Here is an 18725-nt window from a genome sequence, read left to right as displayed (position 1 = left end):
GCAGGTATTTTAGGAACGGGTCCTTAACAAACTTGGAAATGCACCCAAAATATATATCTCTCCAATTAGATCAGACAATTTATTCCAAACTATGGTATTTTATTCAATTCAAGGCCCTATTCCAAAAACCTATTTGCGGTTGCAATTAGGGGCTCTATAGAAACCTTCTTCATGTATGATAAACAAACAATTAAGTTATTTGTGACACATTAAAAGAAAAATTTAATAAACCAAAATAAATCTAAACACTGCCTTTGTAAATAGGTCAATTTATATAGATAATGTACATTCTTTCAAAATTAGATGTCAGGGTGTTTGCGAGTGTCTGCATTTTGGATTGTAAAAACTAGATTCAAAGAAGAAGCTAAAGAATATGTGCATGTTATACTTGAAGATGATCCAATAATTTTAGGACTTGATCTTCAATATATCCAAAAAGCAATCAAAAGAGAATAACAGATTTGATCTTTTAATACAAAGTACGCGTGCCATGATCAACAAAACCAGCCATGCATGGTCTAATTTAATGGTTTTAACGTTAGGGTAACATAGTGTTATTTGATCCCTATTACCGATTTAGGTAAAAAACTAAGAACATTCAAATTATGACCAGGAAATTATTATGATTATTGGTATTAAAGAGTTATCAAATCCTTTTGAACGTGTTCCCCATTCTTGTAGGGTGAAATTTGGATGAATATCGTGAAGCTATTGCCGATGAGGTCCCAGTAATAGTTTTAGAGGATTTTCTTAAATGGACAGATGAGCGGCTCAATGAAAAATAAAAGGTAATAGGTATGGCTAATCCAAAAAATATACTCCCCGAAATGTTTTCTGGGTAAGTTCTTATTTTAGAATATAAATTTCTCTTAGCTTAAGATTTCCGGCGATAATTCACAACGTCAGAGCACTTTCTATAAAACATGAAATTTTTTGATGGGTAATGGGTTTGGTTTTGCTCTCGATGGCATAGAATTATATCAACCTTCATCTGATTTGATAAAAAATTGAACTATTATAAATAAGGGTTGTTCTTATTTAAAACAATCTAAAAATTTTCATTATGGCAACAACAAAATCAGCAAGTACAGAAACTAAAATTAAAGCAAAAAGTAATGCTGCTAAAGATTTAAAGGATCTATTTGAAGACGGTCTAAAAGATATTTACTGGGCCGAAAAGCAATTGGTAAAGGCGTTACCTAAAATGGAGAAAAATGCAACCTCGCAAAAACTAAAAACTGCCATTTCTTCACATTTGGAAGAAACCAAGGAACATGTTAGTAGGCTTGAAGAAGTATTTAAGTCAATCGGGGTTAAAGCTAAAGCAGAGAAATGTGATGCGATGGCAGGATTGTTAGAAGAGGGAAAAGGCATAATGGAAGAAACTGAGCCTGGTGCTGTCCGTGATGCAGGAATAATTGCCGCTTCGCAGAAGGTTGAGCATTACGAAATCGCTACTTACGGAACATTGGCAGCTTTCGCAAAGGTCCTTCAGCATAAGGATGCGTTAAAACTGCTTTTGGCAACCCTAAAGGAGGAAAAATCCTGTGATGAAAAATTAACCTCTATTGCCGATACCAACTTAAATTCCAAAGCCGAATAAAGAATATAGTATTAGAGTGCTTAACAAAATGCCAATCAAGAAAGATTGGCATTTTTTATTTATCATCCCTGCTTAAAAAATTAGATTCACTAAGAAGTGATTGCTTTTTCCTATTCTTTATATAAACTTTAGTTAATTTCAATAACTGATAAACCTTCTTTGAAATTATCTAATGGTAAAAACATCTCCGGAACCTAAAATTATCCAAATATGAATTATCACAGGAATATTTGGCTAAAACCATCATTACCCCTACATCCTTTAAAATTCTTTAAAATTGCATTTCATATTTTTCCATAGTTATTATGGAGAATGATAAGGACAACTGTGACTAAGACAAAGACTTCTTGCTAGAAAAGCAAATTGGAGCAATTACTATAGAATTAAATCTAAGGATTTAAATAAAAACCCAATGGATTCACCCTATCCATTGGGAATTATTGAATAAACTCTCTATGATTGACTAGTAAAGTTAATGAAAATATTCTTCACAAAAAAGCCCAATAGCTACTATCCATTGGGCCCGTTAGTTAGAGTTCAAACGCTTTAGGGTCAAATATAGGAACAAGTGAGAAAAAATTGAAATTTCACAAATGTTTTTTGCACTGATCCGGAAATCCCAGAAATAACATAACCGAATAATCTACTCTACGGGCAATGGAGTAAGTTGGCGAGAAAATGAACTATCGGATTTGGTTCTCTAAACTATGCTATATATGGTTATGATCGAAAAGATTCAAACCGTGGGCTTTTTTTGGTAATCTTTCCTTCTTACCCAGTTTCGATTTGGTTTTTAATATTCTTTCTCTGATCGAGAAATTCAACGCTAAGAATTGTGAAGATATCCGAAGGCGGTTCACTCCCTTGTTCGGGTAAAGATTAAAAGGGGAGGTCCATGCTGATGGTACCATCAGTAAGGAGTTGGGAGTGTTGATAAAATCCCAATAAACTGATATTTATATAAATAATTTAATTCTGAGCAGAACTGGTCAATATGAACAGATATCTATATTGCAAACGGAATCTTTAGTTCCCTGAATTTTGTTCAGTGGGTTATTCTCGTGGATGGAGAAGATGAAGTCATTTGAAAACCCTGGATGTAAAAAATGATCGATTGATTGAATTAAGACGTATCTACATTGTGAGGTCAATTGGCAAAAAAAACGCCTCGAGTGGCTGGAAGAGTTTGTTTTTTTATATATTTAGGAACTCCAAAATACTATAGTGGCAACCTCACGGCCAATAAATTTGTTAAGCGTATCCGGAGTAAGTCTACTCCGGATTTTTTTTATCATATCTATAATAGCAGCACTTGTTCTATCTATATGGAATAATGGAAATCCAATATAAAATAATAGAATTCCTTATGCAAAGTATGAATCAGGGGGAAATCTCAGCTGAACTCAAAGGTCAGGGCATCAGACCGAATAGCTTGAGTTTCATTGAAAAGTCCATCAATTCCATGAAGGCGAAGCATAATGCCAGAAGGATGTTCCAATTGGGGGTGATCTTATCCAGGTAAGAACGGTCAAGGAAAAAGCTTGTCCAAACTAGAAAGGTATCCAGTTGAAGTTATGAGGAAGTTTAAGCAATTCAGTTGGGATTGAATTTTAAACGCTTATTTTGAAGCCTCAACTAATTAGGGCAGTAAGTATCATTTTTAACTCCTCCAATTAACTTAAATTGGGTATAAATAACTATGTAATCCCAGTATTTTGCCAAAAAAATTGCTTATTAGTTTATTATTTCATACATTTGTTGCTCATTAATTATTTAACTGCAGAATTCTAAGCCAATATTCTGCAAATTAATCCCCAAAGTTTGATTGAAATAAGTGTTGTTGGTGGTGGAAGTTGGGCTACTGCTTTAGTAAAAATATTAACCGAAAACAAGATCCCAACATATTGGTACCTGCGAAGGAAAGAACAGGTAAACCATGTCAAGGAAAATGGAAACAATCCTAGTTACCTTCCGCAAGTTCAACTCAATCCTATATTTGTTTTTCCCAGTGGAAACCTGCGGCATGTGGTTGCTCAATCAAGGATTATCATTTTTGCCGTTCCAAGTGCCACCCTTAAGCAGGTCTGTTATGACCTAGATTGTTCACTTTTTGAAAACAAGATTGTACTAGCCGCAATGAAAGGTACTGTTGGAGCTAATTGTGAAGTCCCCAGCAGTTTTCTGAGCCAAACTTTGAAATTACCAGAGTCCCATATCGTGACCATTGCGGGACCTTGCCATTCAGAAGAAATTGCAGAAAACAAACAAACTTACCTGACCTTATCCTGCTCAAACCCAGATACGGCTGATAAGTTAGCTGTTTTGTTTAAAAGACCTTATGTTAAAGTGCGCAGCAACATTGATCCAATTGGAGTTGGTTATGGTTCTATCTATAAAAACGTATTAGGTATAGCTAGCGGTATGGCCAAAGGTTTAGGTTATGGCGATAATTTCCTGGCTGTTCTCGTTAGCAATGCTCTTTTCGAAATGCAATGTATCCTAGGGACTGAAAGGGATGCGCAAAGAGAGATCTTGAATTCTTCATATGCTGGAGATTTGCTGGTGACGGCATACTCGAACAACAGCCGAAATCGTCGTTTTGGAGAATTTGTTGCCCAAGGGCATTCGGCAGAAGGAGCAATGGATAAATTAGGGATGGTAGCTGAGGGCTACTGGGCAACTAAAGGGCTTTTTTGCTATGCGAAAGAACAGGGATTGGGTTTACCCATCCTTGAATCTATTTATGAAATATTATACGGAAACCATTCCGTAAGATCAAAATTTAAGGAATTGGAAGGGAAATTAAAATGATGCTATTAGCGACTGACTTGGATGGAACATTTTTAGGGGGGTCAATGGAAGATCGCCTAAAACTCTATCAGATTATCAAGGGAAATAGGGATATTCAATTGGTCTTCGTTACGGGGCGAGGATTGGAATCTGTTATCCCTTTGTTGAACGATCCAACGATCCCAACACCACATTTTATAATTGCCGATGTGGGGGCTACTATTTGCGAGGGTGCTACACTCACTACGATAGACTCCATTCAACATGAAATCGAAAGTAATTGGCCTTCGGTATATGAACTTCAGGGGGATTTTTCAGAGATTCCCGGTTTGGTATATCAAAGAGTCCCCCAGCAGCGACGCTGCTCATATTATTACGATGCAAGTACGGATTTAGTTAAGGTTCGCGCTATTGCTGAAGGGAGAAATTGTGATGTGGTCACATCCTTGGGAAAATATTTGGATATTCTTCCTAAAGGCGTCAATAAAGGGAGTTCACTGAAAAAATTGGTGGCTCATTTGGGTGTGCCAGAAAACAAGGTTTTGGTTGCGGGTGATACATTGAACGACCTCTCCATGTTCCATACTGGATTTTTAGGTGTTGCTGTTGGGGAGTCTGAAACCGCACTTCTTGATGCTACTGAAGATCTGTTGAATGTATATCAGGCACGTCTTCCGGGAGCTGGGGGGATTCTTGAATGTATGGAAAAAATCGAATCTTTTGCCCCCTTCGTTGATAATTTCATTGAAGAACCCCTGCTTCGGCAATCTTCCAAAGATCGCCAGTTGGTAATGGTTTACCATCGACTGCCTTTCGAAAGGATCATGGTTGAAGGGAGCATGAAAAATGTTCCCCCGCAAAGCCCCAATGGAATAATTCCTTCTTTATTAGGACTCTTTGAAAAGGGGAGACCCGGCATTTGGATTGGTGAGGAAGTGGATCTTGGGGAAGGAAATCAGGATGTAAGGCAAAAGGTTGATATCGATAAATACCCTAACCTTGATGTCTCAGCTATCTCACTTTCCCAGAAAGACATTGATAAATTCTATAGGGTGTTTTCCAAGGAAGCATTTTGGCCAACAATTTTTTCTTTTGTCGATAAGGCTAAATTTAATCACCTGGACTGGGCTCATTATTTAAAAATAAATAAGCTTTTCGCCCAGCGGATAGCGAAAGAAGCCGAACCTGAAGCATTGGTATGGATTCACGAGTATAATCTTTGGATGGTCCCTTCATTCCTAAAAATGATGCGTCCAGATCTTAAAATTGGTTTTTTTCACCACACTGCTTTCCCCGCAGCAGATATTTTCAATACAATTCCATGGCGAAGGGAGATCATAGGGAGCTTGTTAATGTGTGATTTTATCAGTTTCCATATCCCCAGGTATGTGGAGAATTTTATTGATGTCCTGCGCAGTCACACTCCTTTTAAGCGGATGAGATCGGTGAATGTTTCCAAGCAGTTTCTTACCTATAGTATGGCGTTGGGTGTTGAAGAGATGACCAAAATAATCTCTGTTGATGGACGAACTATTCGATTAGGTGCACAACCGGTTGGAGTTAATTATGAGTTGATTGAGCGCTTGATAACTAAGGAAGGGATTGCGCAGCGGATCGAAAAATACAGAGCGGAGGCAGAAAATAAAGATATGAAACGAATTGTGTCAATTGAGCGGATGGATTATGTGAAGGGACCTTTGGAAAAGATATTGGCATTCGGGGAGTTTCTGAAGGAATATCCCGAATTTCGGGGAAAGGTCGAACTGATAAACGTCTGTACCCCACCATCGAAAGGCATGCGCATCTATGACAAGATCAGGGATCAGGTCAATCAGGCTGTGGGAGAAATCAATGGTAGGTACGCTACTCTGGACTGGACTCCAATTCAATATTTCTTCCAAGCGCTTCCATTCGAAGAAGTCCTTGTCCAATATGCTCTGGCAGATGTGGCTTGGATAACACCTTTGCGAGATGGTCTAAACCTTGTTTCCAAGGAATTTGTCGCAACGCAGGGGATCTTGAACCAATCGGGAGTTCTGGTACTTTCTGAATTTGCTGGTGCGTCTGTCGAACTCCCATATTGTGTCCCAACAAATCCCTATGATCGCCGAAGCATGATCGAGTCCTTACACCAAGCCCTTACCATGCCGGAAGAGGAAGCCCTTTTGCGGATCAAGAGGTCCTTACAACAAATTAAACATTATGATGTTCATTACTGGGGAGAGGATTTTGTCAGGGAACTTGAAACGAGCAATTACACTAACCAAGTAAAGGATCAAAACAAAAGAATGTAGATCAATTTGAAAATGTAATAAGGGAAATCGAGCAATTAATGATGGTGCAATTGCGAATGCTCCTATTGTTAACTTTTCATTGGTGTAAGAAGAATAGGTACTGTTTTTTGAAAAATGGTTGATTTGCATGTTTCAAAACCTTGTCAAAATACCAATGGTGTGATCTAGTAAAAAAACAGATAATATTGCCTGAAAAGGCATAAATTTAATTTGATTAAAAAATAGAACCAGTCTATGTCAAAAACGAAAAATTTCAGATCATCGCTCAGCATGGGAGTCACCATTCCAAGCTTGATATTTATTGTAGGGGTATGTTTGGCATCAGCTATTTTCCCTGAGGCAGTGAACAAGATCCTAAATGATATTAAGGCCTTTATTTTTGTAAACCTGAATTGGGTATACGTCTGGTCGGTAACCATTTTTGTACTTTTCCTTTTATTTTTGATGGTCAGTAAATTTGGCGACATCAAACTGGGCAGGAACGACAGCTCTCCGGATTATTCATTTTTTTCATGGATATCTATGCTCTTTGCTGCAGGCATGGGAATAGGCTTGATGTATTTTAGTGTTTCAGAACCCATGCAACATTATACCAATGAGATTTTTGCCAAGAAGAGTTATGTCAATGCGGCTAAAAATGCCCAACTGTATACATTTTTCCATTGGGGTATCCACGCCTGGGCAATATATGGGCTTGTCGGTCTAGCACTGTCCTATTTTGCCTATAGGTATAAACTCCCCCTATCGCTAAGAAGTTGTCTGTATCCATTATTGAAGGATAGGATCCAGGGTAATTGGGGCAATGCAATCGATGTTTTTGCCCTATGCAGTACTTTCTTTGGCATAACGACAACCCTAGGCTTTGGGGTGGTCCAGGTAAATTCAGGATTGGAGATCCTTGGTATCGTTCCTAGTACCGATTTCATCTACCAGGTTTTCATTGTCGTTATCCTGGTATCGATTTCAGTTTTTTCAGCTACTACAGGAGTTGATAAAGGGGTAAGGATCTTGAGTAACATCAATATAGGGGTGGTTATTTTGCTGATGGTTTTCGTGCTCTTTCTTGGTCCGACCGTCTATCTGATAGGGAGCTTCACGGAAGGGATTGGAAATTACATCAATAATTTCTTCAGCCTAACGTTCAATACCCATGTTTATGAAGAAGAATCCTTGCCATGGTTCTACAATTGGACAATCCTGTACTGGGCTTGGTGGATCTCATGGTCCCCTTTTGTCGGCCTATTCATCGCCAAGATATCAAAAGGAAGAACCATTCGCGAATTTATCGCTGCGGTGCTTATCCTTCCTTCTATCTTCAATTTTATGTGGATGTCAGTGTTCGGCAATAGTGCCATATGGCTGGACAGCCATGTTGCGGAAGGTGCATTGAGCGCACTGGCAACTGATCCAGATTCCCTTATGTTCAGGTTTTTGGAATACCTGCCATTAACCAAATTGATCATCTTTATGGTGATAGGGATCATCATGATTTTTTTTGTAACCTCGGCAGATTCAGGAATGTTCGTGATGAACAGCATCGCAACCAAGAATGCAAAGATTTCCCCTAAATGGCAGATTGCAGGATGGGGCGGGCTGTTGGCCGTTTTGGCACTATTCTTATTGAATGCCGGAGGGTTGGAGGCACTGCAGAGCATGACCCTGATCACAGCACTTCCCTTTTCGTTAATCATACTGATGATGATAGTTTGCCTTGTTAAGGCCCTGTCGATCGATAAGAAGTATTACGAACAAGAGTTCTCGGTATCGACTGTTCCGTGGTCGGGGAAATTCTGGAAAGAACGGCTAAAGCAAATCGTAAATGCTGACGCCCGGAGCGATGTAGATGAATTTATCAACCAAATAGCTGCTGAAGCTATCCATGAGCTACAGCAAGAATTCATGAAGAATGGTGTCGAAGCTAAGGTTACCCAGGGTTCAGAACCAAAGTTCGTAGAGATCGAGATTCAGTATGACCTTGTCAACAATTTCCTCTACGGCATCAGGCGTGAATCCAGGGAAGTCCCTGAATATTTCCAGAGTGAAGAAAACCTTACGGATAGTGGGGAAGGGGAGGCCTACTTTCCTTTGGCATATTTTGGGGACGCCCGGCAGGGATATGATGTGAGATTTTTCACAAGGGAAGAACTGATCGCTGATATCCTTAAGCATTATGAAAGATTTGTGGCCATAATCTCTGAGGGAAAAAATGAAATGTTCATCAGCAGCAATGCCAATAGAAGGATCAGGTAGGAATTTCCTTTTCTTTGACCGCAAAAGGCAAACTTTTCCCAATTATCCTTGGGAGAGTTGATTATTTGACTTAGATATTTCTGTTTTCAATCGAACAGCTAGTTTTTCAATCTGCAATTTGATCATGTTTTCGGTTGCTTCTCTGACAATGTAGAGTCTTTGAACATAGATCTGCGAGGCATAAATTCCGCAAAGTACATAAACATCAGTTCCTATTGGCCAGCTCTCTTCAGCATGGAGTCTAGTATCTACTTTAGTTAGGCTGATGTCATAATAGTCAAAAATACCATCCAGCATTGACTTTAGGCAAACTAAGATAAATTGATTTCTCATCATAAACTGAATTGGTTCACTGGGCATTTTAAAAAACAAACCCAAAGCTAAAGCACTGGGCCTGATTGAAAAATGATCTTGATCAGGATAATTGATGAAATTTTACATCAAATTTCTATAATTAACAAGGGTGCCAGTAATTAGTCTATTAGATGTACCATTATATCCTGTCTCTAATACCACAAAATATTTTAATCGAAAAAATACGTTAGGAATGCTCTCAAATAATTTTCCTTGATGTAGTTACCCTTTGGGTTTGAGTATAGAATCTATTTTACTCTTGAAATTTTCAAGAAATCCAATTCTATAGAAAAAATGTATCCATCGAGCATCTGTCATTAGTGGCAGGATATCGATTTAAGAAATCTAGGAATATTATTAAATCTTGAACCAAATCAAGTAGTGTTAATGAAGAGAGCCTAACTGATAAGGTTAGGCTCCCAGATTCTAAACTGTTATCTATGCTTCCTTATCCAAATCGTTTAACCATGATCTTACCTCTTCACGGGTCTTGCCCGTTTTTTCCTGCAGCCTTCCATAGAGTTCATCTTCTTTTCCTTCAACATAAAGAAGATCGTCATCCGTTAAATCTGCATACTTCTGTTTAACCTTACCTTTGAGGATGTTCCATTTTCCTTTTAAATCTAAAGAATCCATATATATTTAATTTAGTATAAACTAAATAACACAGCCAATTAAATAAGGTTTTCGAAAATATTAAATTAGATAAAAAATAATGTTTATTCCACTTTGGATTACGAATAATAATAATTTTTTCAGTTTACGTTTATTCCATTTTGAAAGATGAGGGCCCTTATCATAATTTTTATAAGCACTGCAAAATCAAGAATATTATTTAAGGACAAAAAACGACGCATGATTCGGTAACAGTGCCCAATGTTAAGGTGCAAAGCCGTATTTGGATGTGAAAGGCGAAGAGGTTTGATTGGGATGGGATTAAGTAAGTTTGGTGAACAAGGATATGCAATATTGTTATTTTCAAATTTAAAATCAAAATTTAAAAAAAGTATAAGAAAATACTATTGTAAATAAAAATTAGTATAATTGTATAACAAAACAAAAATGAAGTACGATATTTTAAAAAGTGTTATCGATCTAGTTGAAGAATTTGAGATAGAAAATTCGTTAGAAAACATATATCCTGATGATATCGAAGGTTTTAAAAGATGGATAAACGTCAAATATAACAGCCAGGAGATGGAGACCGAGCCTTATTGGGAAGGAAAAGAAAGTGGGCGCAGTGCAGAAAGTGTAATTAGTACCTTAATTATCCATATGAACAGATATGCTAAAAGTTATTCCAAATCAGCCATATACGGTTCTGATTTCTCTTCGCAGGAAGACTTTATTTACCTGATTAACCTAAAGGCATTTGGTGAAATGACCAAAATGGATTTGATAAAAAAGAACGTTCACGAGAAACCTGCCGGAATGCAAATTATCAATCGTCTGATTTCTCAAGGTTGGGTCAATCAAACTGATTCTGAAATTGACAAAAGAAGTAAAGTTTTAAAAATCAGCTTCAAAGGATTGAATGTTTTAGAAAACCAAATGGACAGAATCAGGAAAGCGACCGAAATAGTTACAGGAGACTTAAACCATCCCGAAAAAATGGAGCTGATCAAATTGCTCAATAAACTCAATAAGTTCCATCAACGGATATATTACAAGAATATTGAAACAGAATATTTATTGAATGAAGCTTTAAAGGATAAAAGGCGATGAAGAAGAAAATAGCCATTATAGGGTCAGGATTCTCGGGACTATCTGCAAGTGCCTACCTGGCAAAGGCAGGTAATGATGTTCACGTGTTTGAAAAACATGATCGGCCGGGAGGTAGAGCGCGGCAGTTTTCAACCGATGATGGATATGTTTTCGATATGGGTCCCAGCTGGTACTGGATGCCTGATATTATGGATAGTTTTTTTGCTGATTTCGGTTGTCAAACTTCTGATTTCTTTGAGTTGATATCGTTAAACCCACAGTTTGAAGTGGTTTTTTCAGAAGGAAAAATTAGTATTCCCGAATGTCTGGAGGAGCTTAAAGTCCTGTTTGAAGGAATCGAAAAAGGAGCTGGAATGCAAGTGGATAAATTCATGCAAGCGGCAAAGTTTAAGTATGAAGTAGGAATGCAGGATTTTATTAATAAACCCTGTCACAATTGGAGTGAATTCCTCTCTCTCAAGATAGTCAAAAGTGCGATTAAATTGGATTTGTTGACGGGTTTCAGGCCTTACGTTGCTAAATATTTTAGAAGTGAAAAGCTAAGGACCTTGATGGAATTTCCCGTAATTTTCCTGGGTGCTTCTCCAAAGGATATCCCTGCATTGTATAGTTTGATGAATTACGGTGGTTATGCTTTGGGGACCTATTATCCGATGGGCGGCTTTTATCAATTGGTTTTGGCGATGAAAAAAGTAGCCGAAAGTCAAGGTGCTAATTTCCATTTCAACAAAACCGTTGAAAGTATAAACACATGTAGCGGAAAGGTTAGCTCGTTAACCATAAATGGCAAGATCCATGAATTTGATGCTGTCATTGCTTCTTCGGATTATCATCATACAGAAACCCTATTAAGTAAAGAGAACAGAAATTATTCAGAAGAATTCTGGCAAAACAGAACCTTTGCACCCTCCAGTCTGATTTATTATTTAGGGATCGATCAAAGCATTCCCAACCTCGAACATCATACGCTTTTTTTTGAGAATGATCTTGATGAACATATCGATTCTATATATGAAGAAAAAAAATGGCCACAGAGGCCTCTCTTTTATTCCTGTTGCCCTTCCAAAACAGACAGTACTTTAGCTCCCCCGGGCAAAGAGAACTTATTCCTTCTAATGCCGTTGGCAATCGGGATTGACGATGGAGAAACTACACGTGAACTATATTTGAACAACATGCTTTCAAGGATAGAAAGGCATACAGGGATACAAGATCTACGGTCAAAGATCGAATACAAAAGAAGCTACTGTGTCAGCGATTTTATTTCGGATTATAATGCCTATGGTGGGAATGCCTATGGATTGGCTAATACGCTAGGTCAGACTGCAGTCCTAAAGCCCAAAATAAGAAACAAAAGATTGAAAAATTTATTCTACACAGGTCAATTGACGGTTCCCGGACCTGGGATCCCTCCGTCCATAATTTCAGGTAGAATTGTTGCAAACGAAATAATCAAACTAAAAAAATAAAACCATGAAACAGCTGTTTGACGAACTTTCATACTCGGTTAGCAAGATAACAACCCAGAAATATAGCACTAGTTTTTCCTTGGGAATCCTGTCGCTGAAACCCTCAATTCGATCTGCAATATATGCCATATATGGGTACGTGAGATTAGCCGATGAAATCGTGGATAGTTTTCATGGATATGATAAAGAGAAGCTCTTGAGCCGGTTAAAAACAGAAACCTATGTTGCACTTCACGAGGGGATATCCCTTAATCCGATCCTTCAATCCTTTCAAGAAACGGTAAATCTTTTTAAAATAGACATAATACTAATTGAAAAGTTTTTGCATAGTATGGAAATGGATCTGCGGAAAATAGACTACAATTCAGCGCTATATGAAGAATATATTTTTGGTTCCGCGGAAGTAGTCGGGTTGATGTGCCTGCAAGTTTTTACGGATGGCGACGCCGAAAGGTATAAAGAACTGGAACCTTATGCAATGAAATTAGGCTCCGCTTTTCAAAAAGTTAATTTTTTAAGGGATTTGAGGAATGATTATCAGGTTTTGGGAAGGACCTATTTTCCAGATATCGATATGCGCATATTTGATAATTGCGTGAAATGTCGGATTGAAAAGGAAATAGAAGAAGAGTTTAGAATTGCTTTTGTTGGAATTAAGAAACTGCCCAGCTCCGCTAGGTTCGGTGTATATTTAGCTTATAGGTACTATTTGTCATTGTTCCAAAAAATAAAAAGAAGATCCTCCAAAGAGATATTGAATAATAGGATTCGGGTTCCCAATGCCGAAAAGGCATACGTGGCGTTCAAAAGTTATGTACGATATAAAACGGCTTTTTTATGATGAATATAACTGGTTTGCTCATTAGTTCAGTATTCTTTTTAAGGATTTTTAGTCCAATTGCTGTAGAAGAAGTGAGGTCTAATTACAGCAAGTTGGTATCAAACCGGGCATTGTGCGAAAGAATGATTGGAGAATTGATGGAATCTAAAAACAATTCGGCTACTCATCTGGGATATTTAGGTGGATTGCAAACTATTTGGGCCAATCATGTTTTTAGTCCGATTAGCAAACTCAAAACATTCAGAGAAGGAAAGAAAAACATCGAGAAAGCGATCAAAAAAGAACCTGAGAATGTTGAATTGAGGTTTATCAGGCTTTCTGTCCAAAAAAATGCTCCATCCTTTTTAGGGTACAAATCAAACATAAATGAGGATTCCGCTTTTATTAAGGAAAATAGTATCCAAATTAGGTCGGAGATTCTTCTTAAGATGATAGGGACACTTTTAAAAGATTAATTTATGAGAAATCGGCTATACAGAGAGCAACAATTGAATTGTGACGTCGAAGAAGCCTGGCGTTTTTTCTCTTCTCCCAAGAACCTTTCCAAGATTACGCCTAAAGGTATTGGTTTTACAGTGCTGTCGGAATATGTCGCTGAGGAGATTGCTGAGGGTACGATCATCGATTATATCGTTTCTCCGTTACTTACAATCCCTTTGAAGTGGAGGACAAAAATCACCCATGTTGAACACAATAAATGTTTTATTGATTTACAGGAGAAAGGACCTTATAAGTACTGGAGGCATCTTCATGAATTCTTCCCCAATAAAGATGGGGTCTTGATGAAGGATACGGTAGATTACGAACTGCCTTTCGGCCTGGTAGGACAGATTGCACATTTGCTGTTAGTGAAAAGGAAATTGACGGATATTTTCGATTTCCGGCGCGACACCATAGAAAAACTCTTTAACCCAATTAACAACTGATATGGCTTTTTTAATCGTAATGATCACATTTACATTGATGGAAGGGGCAACCTGGATTATCCACAAATATGTCATGCACGGTTTCCTTTGGTTCCTGCACAGAGACCATCACGACCACAGCAGTGAGGGCGCTTTTGAAAAGAACGACTACTTTTTCGTAATATTTTCCATACCAACGATTGCTTTGATGTATTTCGGGTCGGTAGAAAATTTCAATTACCTGTTCCATATCGGTTTAGGCATTTTGCTGTACGGAATGGCTTATTTTTTTGTGCACGATATTTTTATCCATCAAAGGGTAAAATTTCTGTCCCAGACCCAAAATCCCTATTTTTTGGCACTCCGCAGGGCACACAAGCAACATCACAGGCATATCGGGAAAGAAGACGGTGAATGTTTTGGATTTCTTTTCGTTCCATTCAAATATTTTAAAATGTACTTTAACTCTGGAAAAAAATGATGGCTTATACCTATTCCGCAATATTGTTCTTTACGGTCATCATCTGTTTCATTGCCTCATACGATAAACGAATTTATTTTAATCGTCATTTTGGGGAGTTTTTAAAATCTGCAATTATAGTTGCCATTCCTTTCATCGCTTGGGATATATGGTTTACTGCAAAAGGTGTTTGGTGGTTCAATACCGATTATACGCTCGGAATAGTACTGGCTGGGTTACCGATCGAGGAATGGCTTTTTTTTATCTGTATTCCGTTTTCATGTATATTTACCTATTTCTGTTTCGAGAAGTTCTTTAGGTTGGGATGGCTATCTGGGTTTAATAACCTGATTGTTTTTATCAGTGTGGTAATCTGTTCGGTTATGGCATTGTTGCATTATGATAAAATATACACACTTATCACGGCAATCGCTACCCTAACAACCTTAATCTACCTGCATTTTATTGTTCGGGCAGAATGGATTGGAAAAGCATCGCTTGTATTTACGGTTTTGATGTTGGGTTTCCTTCCAGTAAACGGCGTACTGACAGGAACCGGATTGGAATCGCCCATAGTGAACTACAACCCCCGGGACTTTCTTGGGGTACGCATATTAACGATACCAATTGAGGATGCCGTCTATGGATATACGCAATTCCTTTTGGTTCTCTATTTTTTTAAATTATTTAAAAAAAGAAATGATGGTCATAAAAAATAGGATTTTGGTAATCGCATTTTCTGTGGTTCTGTTTACGTTTCTAAATTCGTGTTCATCCATTCCCAAAGGCGCTGAAGCGGTAAAAAACTTTGAAATGGGTCGATACCTGGGAACTTGGTATGAAATTGCCCGGTTTGATTTCAGTTTTGAAAAGGATCTGGACAATGTTTCCGCTCAATACAGCTTGAACGATGATGGCTCTGTTAAGGTATTGAACAGCGGTTACAACTACAAGAAGGGGAAATGGAAAAAAGCCATTGGTTTAGCAAAATTTAGCGATAATATGCATATTGCTGAATTAAAAGTAAGTTTCTTCGGCCCTTTTTATTCGGGATACAACGTCATTGCATTGGACGAAAATTATCGATATGCGCTGGTTGCTGGAAAAAGTTTGAAATATTTATGGATTTTATCAAGGACAAAAGATATACCCGATGGGATTAAAAAAAGCTTTCTAGACAGTGCGCAAAGGATTGGTTATGAAACCTCTAAACTGATTTGGTAAAGCACGATAGGACCGATAACTCATTCCTAAATGAGAAATAAATTTTATAGGGATGGCTATATTTCTGTAGGTCTAAATCTTTTGAACCTTAAGCACTTATTTAAAATTCAATTCAAAATATAAAAATTTACATTTTTTAAAAAAAAATGTTTCAATTGCAAAAATTATATAAAAATAATAGTTCTTGTACAAAGATCTAAAGTTTAATCATTTTCATGTAATTAATAGTGACCATGATATTTAGTTGTTCCTAAATAAGTCTATCAAAAATTTAAACGTCAAATTTGTCCAGTAAATAGCTTCAAAGCTATTTGTTATTGGGATATTGGAATCTAATATTGATTTAAATCGGTCCCAATCCTTAGGGGCAATATCTGATGTCTCGTTAAAATAATGATCGGTTGAAACGAAATCAAGTTTGTTAAGGATTTTAGCAATATATGGTCTTCCCAATGATGATCCTTGGAGAACATAATGTTACACATAATGCCTGTTGTTCAGAATGTAGATTCGGGAGGATTTTCATTTCCTTCAACTCAGGTAAATCCAATTTTAAGGCGACAAAATCATTCTCAATTTGTTTTAAACCTAAGAAGAAAGGATAGTGCTCCGTAAATTGTTGTACATGTGAATTCGTAAAGCGATGTATCTCTTTGTTAAACACATAGAAGTTTTTTAATAGTTCCGTGTAATCTTTTTCAGAATTCATATTTCGGATATAATTAATAACCAATGCTTCGGAAATTTGATTGAATTTTTTAGTTTCTTGCTTTAAATAATCGGAAATTTTCATTTAATAAATTTAATAATATATGACTTGTCTTTAATCAAAATAAGGTTGGAATTCAATAGTTATTTGGGAGGGAGCATCAGTTTTACACAATTTCCGGTTCCAATTCTACTTTTAATGGTAATATCAATTCCTAATTTATCACCTATTGAATTGGATCTTGACCCAATAGAACGGAATTTTAACGTTTATGGAAAACCTACTTTAAGAGTACGAATATTGAAGAAAGGAAAAACATCAAATTACACCTGAGACATGTACCCAAAAGATATTGGAAATATTTAGTGGAAAAGCAATAATTGCGCATTTCCATGCCTAGGTATTTCAACTTCTTTTCAGGTTACTTATCGATAATTTGCCACCAAAAGCTTGTAATGAACAAAACCTAGATTTGTGGCTTGTATTGGTTCATTTTTCAAATATGTAAAGGTTAAAACATTTTTTGAAATCAAGCCCGGGCGCATATCAAGAAGTACCGTGAATTGGAGTTTTGTATGTCGACAGCTTCCACTTGTTATAGGATTTCTTGTAGGGCAATTATGCCCTCTTCCAGCTCTTTTTCAGAAAGTGAACCATAGCCCAACCTGATACCATATATGGTCTCATTGAAGCTATAGGTATCGGGACTGATGATCTTGATTCCCTTGCTATTAAGTTTTTTGGGAATTTGGGACCAATCCACGGGCTTATTGGGTACAATCCAGAAAGCCAAACCACCTTCGGGAACTGAATAAGTTGCTCTGTCCTGCATGTATTTTGTGAGCAAACCGGCCATAAAATCCCTTTTGGCTTTGTAGTGGTGAGACGCTTTTTTGATATGGCGTTTTATGGTGCCATCCTTGATAAGTTGCAGAATTGCCTGTTCCATAATACTGTCTCCTTGAACATCAATAATCTTTCGCAAACTACTTACCCTCTCCATCAGGGCTTCGTCATGGGTTACTAAATAACCTATGCGAAGGGCAGGCGCAACCACCTTGCTCATGCTGCCTATATATACATAATTTTTCAGTTCGCCGAAACTTGACAAAGGCAATACAGGGCGGTAACCAAAATGGAACTCGTTATCATAATCATCCTCGATAATCGTAAAACCGTATGCGTTGGAAAGCTGTATCAATTCCAACCTTCTCTTCAGACTCAATGTCACAGTGGTCGGATATTGATGGTGCGGGGTAACGTAAATTGCCCTTACCTTTTTACCCGATTTCAGATAGGCAATAACCTCTTCGATCAGCAAGCCGTCCTTGTCTACGCCTACCGGCAACAATGTTGCACCTGCATTCTCAAAGGCGGACCAAGCAGGCTTATATCCTGGGTTTTCAACGATTACATAATCATTTTCTGTAAACAGATATTGAGCTGTCAGATACATCGCCATTTGACTGCCTCGGGTGATACAGATATTATGATGATCGACCTGCATGCCTCTCTGGTGATTGAGCATTTGCACTATGGATTTTCGAAATTCCAGATCACCTAATTCATTGCCATATCCCATCATTTGCCAACGTGCTTTTTGGTTGAAGATCTGGCGGTAAGCCCTTGCCAATTCTGTGATGGGAGCAATTTTACTGTCTGGGCTTCCATCATCAAACTGCAAATGATAATGTTTGTTTATGGCATTTTTTGCATTAAGAGTACCACGTTTGCTTTTTTTGCCTCCCATAAAATCGGGCAAGGTATCGGCCACAAAGGTACCCTGTCTCTCTTTGGGAGTTAACCAGCCTTCCATGATCAGTACGTCCAATGCTTCTACAACGGTATTCCTATTGACCTTCAAGAGCTGTGCAAGTTTTCTGCTTCCGGGCAGCGCCTCGCTTGGCATTAACCTGCCGGATTGGATATCATTTATAATGGCATCGGCTATCTGCAGATAGATGGCTTTATCTGATTTCCCATCTAATAGTATTTCAAATTTCCAACCTCTCAGCATCTGGACTATCTAATTATATAAAAACTGTATCATTTTAATGGTCCAAATGTACGATACTTTTGTATAGCAATATTGCAATAAACA

Annotated in this window: 17 protein-coding genes and 1 pseudogene; 14 read left to right on the top strand and 4 right to left on the bottom strand. The window is 37.6% G+C overall.

The window, feature by feature from the left end; genetic code table 11:
• Nucleotides 1–1063 precede the first annotated feature (1063 nt).
• The 5 genes from ACK2WI_RS04235 (at nt 1064) to ACK2WI_RS04215 (ending at nt 8937) form a co-directional block, all read left to right on the top strand.
• Nucleotides 1064–1603: a ferritin-like domain-containing protein gene (locus tag ACK2WI_RS04235; RefSeq protein ID WP_185211787.1), complete on the top strand. Its 540-nt coding sequence runs from the start codon at nt 1064–1066 to the stop codon at nt 1601–1603.
• A 1366-nt stretch (nt 1604–2969) separates the two neighbouring features.
• The gene (locus ACK2WI_RS04230; protein WP_185216965.1) at nt 2970–3125 is read left to right on the top strand and encodes a hypothetical protein; all 156 of its coding nucleotides are present in this window, start codon (nt 2970–2972) and stop codon (nt 3123–3125) included.
• 299 nt (nt 3126–3424) lie between these two features.
• Complete coding sequence (locus tag ACK2WI_RS04225) at nt 3425–4414, top strand: NAD(P)H-dependent glycerol-3-phosphate dehydrogenase (protein ID WP_093095691.1); 990 nt, start codon at nt 3425–3427, stop codon at nt 4412–4414.
• On the top strand, nt 4411–6687 hold the full coding sequence (ggpS, locus tag ACK2WI_RS04220; protein ID WP_409149894.1) for a glucosylglycerol-phosphate synthase: 2277 nt from the start codon (nt 4411–4413) through the stop codon (nt 6685–6687). The genes ACK2WI_RS04225 and ggpS overlap by 4 nt, the downstream gene beginning before the upstream one ends.
• Nucleotides 6688–6921: 234 nt before the next feature.
• Complete coding sequence (locus tag ACK2WI_RS04215; protein WP_409149893.1) at nt 6922–8937, top strand: BCCT family transporter; 2016 nt, start codon at nt 6922–6924, stop codon at nt 8935–8937.
• Nucleotides 8938–8979: 42 nt separating this feature from the next.
• Here ACK2WI_RS04215 and ACK2WI_RS04210 read toward each other — a convergent pair whose 3' ends face one another.
• Nucleotides 8980–9297 (bottom strand): hypothetical protein, encoded by a 318-nt coding sequence (locus tag ACK2WI_RS04210; RefSeq protein ID WP_093095694.1) that lies wholly within the window; start codon nt 9295–9297, stop codon nt 8980–8982.
• A 432-nt stretch (nt 9298–9729) separates the two neighbouring features.
• Nucleotides 9730–9927, bottom strand: coding sequence for a CsbD family protein (locus ACK2WI_RS04205; protein WP_093095696.1), 198 nt, complete (start codon nt 9925–9927; stop codon nt 9730–9732).
• A gap of 426 nt (nt 9928–10353) precedes the next feature.
• On the opposite strand from ACK2WI_RS04205, the gene ACK2WI_RS04200 reads away from it, so the two are divergent.
• The 8 genes from ACK2WI_RS04200 to ACK2WI_RS04165 are packed head-to-tail and all read left to right on the top strand — an operon-like array spanning nt 10354 to nt 15915.
• On the top strand, nt 10354–11016 hold the full coding sequence (locus tag ACK2WI_RS04200; RefSeq protein WP_409149892.1) for a MarR family winged helix-turn-helix transcriptional regulator: 663 nt from the start codon (nt 10354–10356) through the stop codon (nt 11014–11016).
• Nucleotides 11013–12485 carry a phytoene desaturase family protein gene (locus ACK2WI_RS04195; RefSeq protein WP_409149891.1) on the top strand — a complete coding sequence of 491 codons (1473 nt, stop codon included), beginning with the start codon at nt 11013–11015 and terminating at the stop codon, nt 12483–12485. The genes ACK2WI_RS04200 and ACK2WI_RS04195 overlap by 4 nt, the downstream gene beginning before the upstream one ends.
• A 4-nt stretch (nt 12486–12489) precedes the next feature.
• Nucleotides 12490–13326 carry a phytoene/squalene synthase family protein gene (locus ACK2WI_RS04190; RefSeq protein ID WP_409149890.1) on the top strand — a complete coding sequence of 279 codons (837 nt, stop codon included), beginning with the start codon at nt 12490–12492 and terminating at the stop codon, nt 13324–13326.
• A complete protein-coding gene (locus ACK2WI_RS04185; protein ID WP_409149889.1) occupies nt 13323–13781 on the top strand; it encodes a hypothetical protein in 459 nt (152 codons plus the stop codon). The genes ACK2WI_RS04190 and ACK2WI_RS04185 overlap by 4 nt, the downstream gene beginning before the upstream one ends.
• Before the next feature lie 3 nt (nt 13782–13784).
• The gene (locus ACK2WI_RS04180) at nt 13785–14252 is read left to right on the top strand and encodes an SRPBCC family protein (protein WP_409149888.1); all 468 of its coding nucleotides are present in this window, start codon (nt 13785–13787) and stop codon (nt 14250–14252) included.
• 1 nt (nt 14253) lies between these two features.
• Nucleotides 14254–14712, top strand: a complete 459-nt coding sequence (locus tag ACK2WI_RS04175) for a sterol desaturase family protein (RefSeq protein WP_185211797.1) — start codon at nt 14254–14256, stop codon at nt 14710–14712.
• Nucleotides 14709–15410: a lycopene cyclase domain-containing protein gene (locus ACK2WI_RS04170; protein ID WP_093095708.1), complete on the top strand. Its 702-nt coding sequence runs from the start codon at nt 14709–14711 to the stop codon at nt 15408–15410. The genes ACK2WI_RS04175 and ACK2WI_RS04170 overlap by 4 nt, the downstream gene beginning before the upstream one ends.
• Nucleotides 15391–15915: a lipocalin family protein gene (locus ACK2WI_RS04165; RefSeq protein WP_409149887.1), complete on the top strand. Its 525-nt coding sequence runs from the start codon at nt 15391–15393 to the stop codon at nt 15913–15915. Before ACK2WI_RS04170 ends, ACK2WI_RS04165 begins: the two co-directional genes overlap by 20 nt.
• Nucleotides 15916–16345: 430 nt before the next feature.
• On the opposite strand, the gene ACK2WI_RS04160 is transcribed toward ACK2WI_RS04165, so the two are convergent.
• Nucleotides 16346–16708 carry a hypothetical protein gene (locus ACK2WI_RS04160; RefSeq protein ID WP_409149886.1) on the bottom strand — a complete coding sequence of 121 codons (363 nt, stop codon included), beginning with the start codon at nt 16706–16708 and terminating at the stop codon, nt 16346–16348.
• A gap of 194 nt (nt 16709–16902) precedes the next feature.
• On the opposite strand from ACK2WI_RS04160, the pseudogene ACK2WI_RS04155 reads away from it, so the two are divergent.
• Nucleotides 16903–17004: pseudogene (locus ACK2WI_RS04155) on the top strand (DUF4130 domain-containing protein); the annotation flags it as partial.
• A 215-nt stretch (nt 17005–17219) separates the two neighbouring features.
• Here ACK2WI_RS04155 and ACK2WI_RS04150 read toward each other — a convergent pair.
• On the bottom strand, nt 17220–18641 hold the full coding sequence (locus tag ACK2WI_RS04150) for a PLP-dependent aminotransferase family protein (protein ID WP_185211799.1): 1422 nt from the start codon (nt 18639–18641) through the stop codon (nt 17220–17222).
• Nucleotides 18642–18725 lie beyond the last annotated feature (84 nt).

The sequence above is a fragment of the Sphingobacterium sp. BS-2 genome (genome assembly GCF_046161205.1).
Taxonomy (GTDB): Bacteria; Bacteroidota; Bacteroidia; order Sphingobacteriales; family Sphingobacteriaceae; genus Sphingobacterium; species Sphingobacterium mizutaii.
The sequence above is the reverse complement of the archived record's forward strand: the minus strand, read 5'-3'. Positions and strand labels throughout refer to the sequence as shown.

What these genes read in the sequence shown, in the direction of transcription:
- ACK2WI_RS04235 (WP_185211787.1), top strand. Translation starts at nt 1,064, where the DNA reads ATGGCAACAACAAAATCAGCAAGTACAGAAACTAAAATTAAAGCAAAA.
- ACK2WI_RS04230 (WP_185216965.1), top strand. Translation starts at nt 2,970, where the DNA reads ATGCAAAGTATGAATCAGGGGGAAATCTCAGCTGAACTCAAAGGTCAG.
- ggpS (WP_409149894.1), top strand. Translation starts at nt 4,411, where the DNA reads ATGATGCTATTAGCGACTGACTTGGATGGAACATTTTTAGGGGGGTCA.
- ACK2WI_RS04215 (WP_409149893.1), top strand. Translation starts at nt 6,922, where the DNA reads ATGTCAAAAACGAAAAATTTCAGATCATCGCTCAGCATGGGAGTCACC.
- ACK2WI_RS04210 (WP_093095694.1), bottom strand. Translation starts at nt 9,297, where the DNA reads ATGCCCAGTGAACCAATTCAGTTTATGATGAGAAATCAATTTATCTTA.
- ACK2WI_RS04205 (WP_093095696.1), bottom strand. Translation starts at nt 9,927, where the DNA reads ATGGATTCTTTAGATTTAAAAGGAAAATGGAACATCCTCAAAGGTAAG.
- ACK2WI_RS04200 (WP_409149892.1), top strand. Translation starts at nt 10,354, where the DNA reads ATGAAGTACGATATTTTAAAAAGTGTTATCGATCTAGTTGAAGAATTT.
- ACK2WI_RS04195 (WP_409149891.1), top strand. Translation starts at nt 11,013, where the DNA reads ATGAAGAAGAAAATAGCCATTATAGGGTCAGGATTCTCGGGACTATCT.
- ACK2WI_RS04190 (WP_409149890.1), top strand. Translation starts at nt 12,490, where the DNA reads ATGAAACAGCTGTTTGACGAACTTTCATACTCGGTTAGCAAGATAACA.
- ACK2WI_RS04185 (WP_409149889.1), top strand. Translation starts at nt 13,323, where the DNA reads ATGATGAATATAACTGGTTTGCTCATTAGTTCAGTATTCTTTTTAAGG.
- ACK2WI_RS04180 (WP_409149888.1), top strand. Translation starts at nt 13,785, where the DNA reads ATGAGAAATCGGCTATACAGAGAGCAACAATTGAATTGTGACGTCGAA.
- ACK2WI_RS04175 (WP_185211797.1), top strand. Translation starts at nt 14,254, where the DNA reads ATGGCTTTTTTAATCGTAATGATCACATTTACATTGATGGAAGGGGCA.
- ACK2WI_RS04170 (WP_093095708.1), top strand. Translation starts at nt 14,709, where the DNA reads ATGATGGCTTATACCTATTCCGCAATATTGTTCTTTACGGTCATCATC.
- ACK2WI_RS04165 (WP_409149887.1), top strand. Translation starts at nt 15,391, where the DNA reads ATGATGGTCATAAAAAATAGGATTTTGGTAATCGCATTTTCTGTGGTT.
- ACK2WI_RS04160 (WP_409149886.1), bottom strand. Translation starts at nt 16,708, where the DNA reads ATGAAAATTTCCGATTATTTAAAGCAAGAAACTAAAAAATTCAATCAA.
- ACK2WI_RS04150 (WP_185211799.1), bottom strand. Translation starts at nt 18,641, where the DNA reads ATGCTGAGAGGTTGGAAATTTGAAATACTATTAGATGGGAAATCAGAT.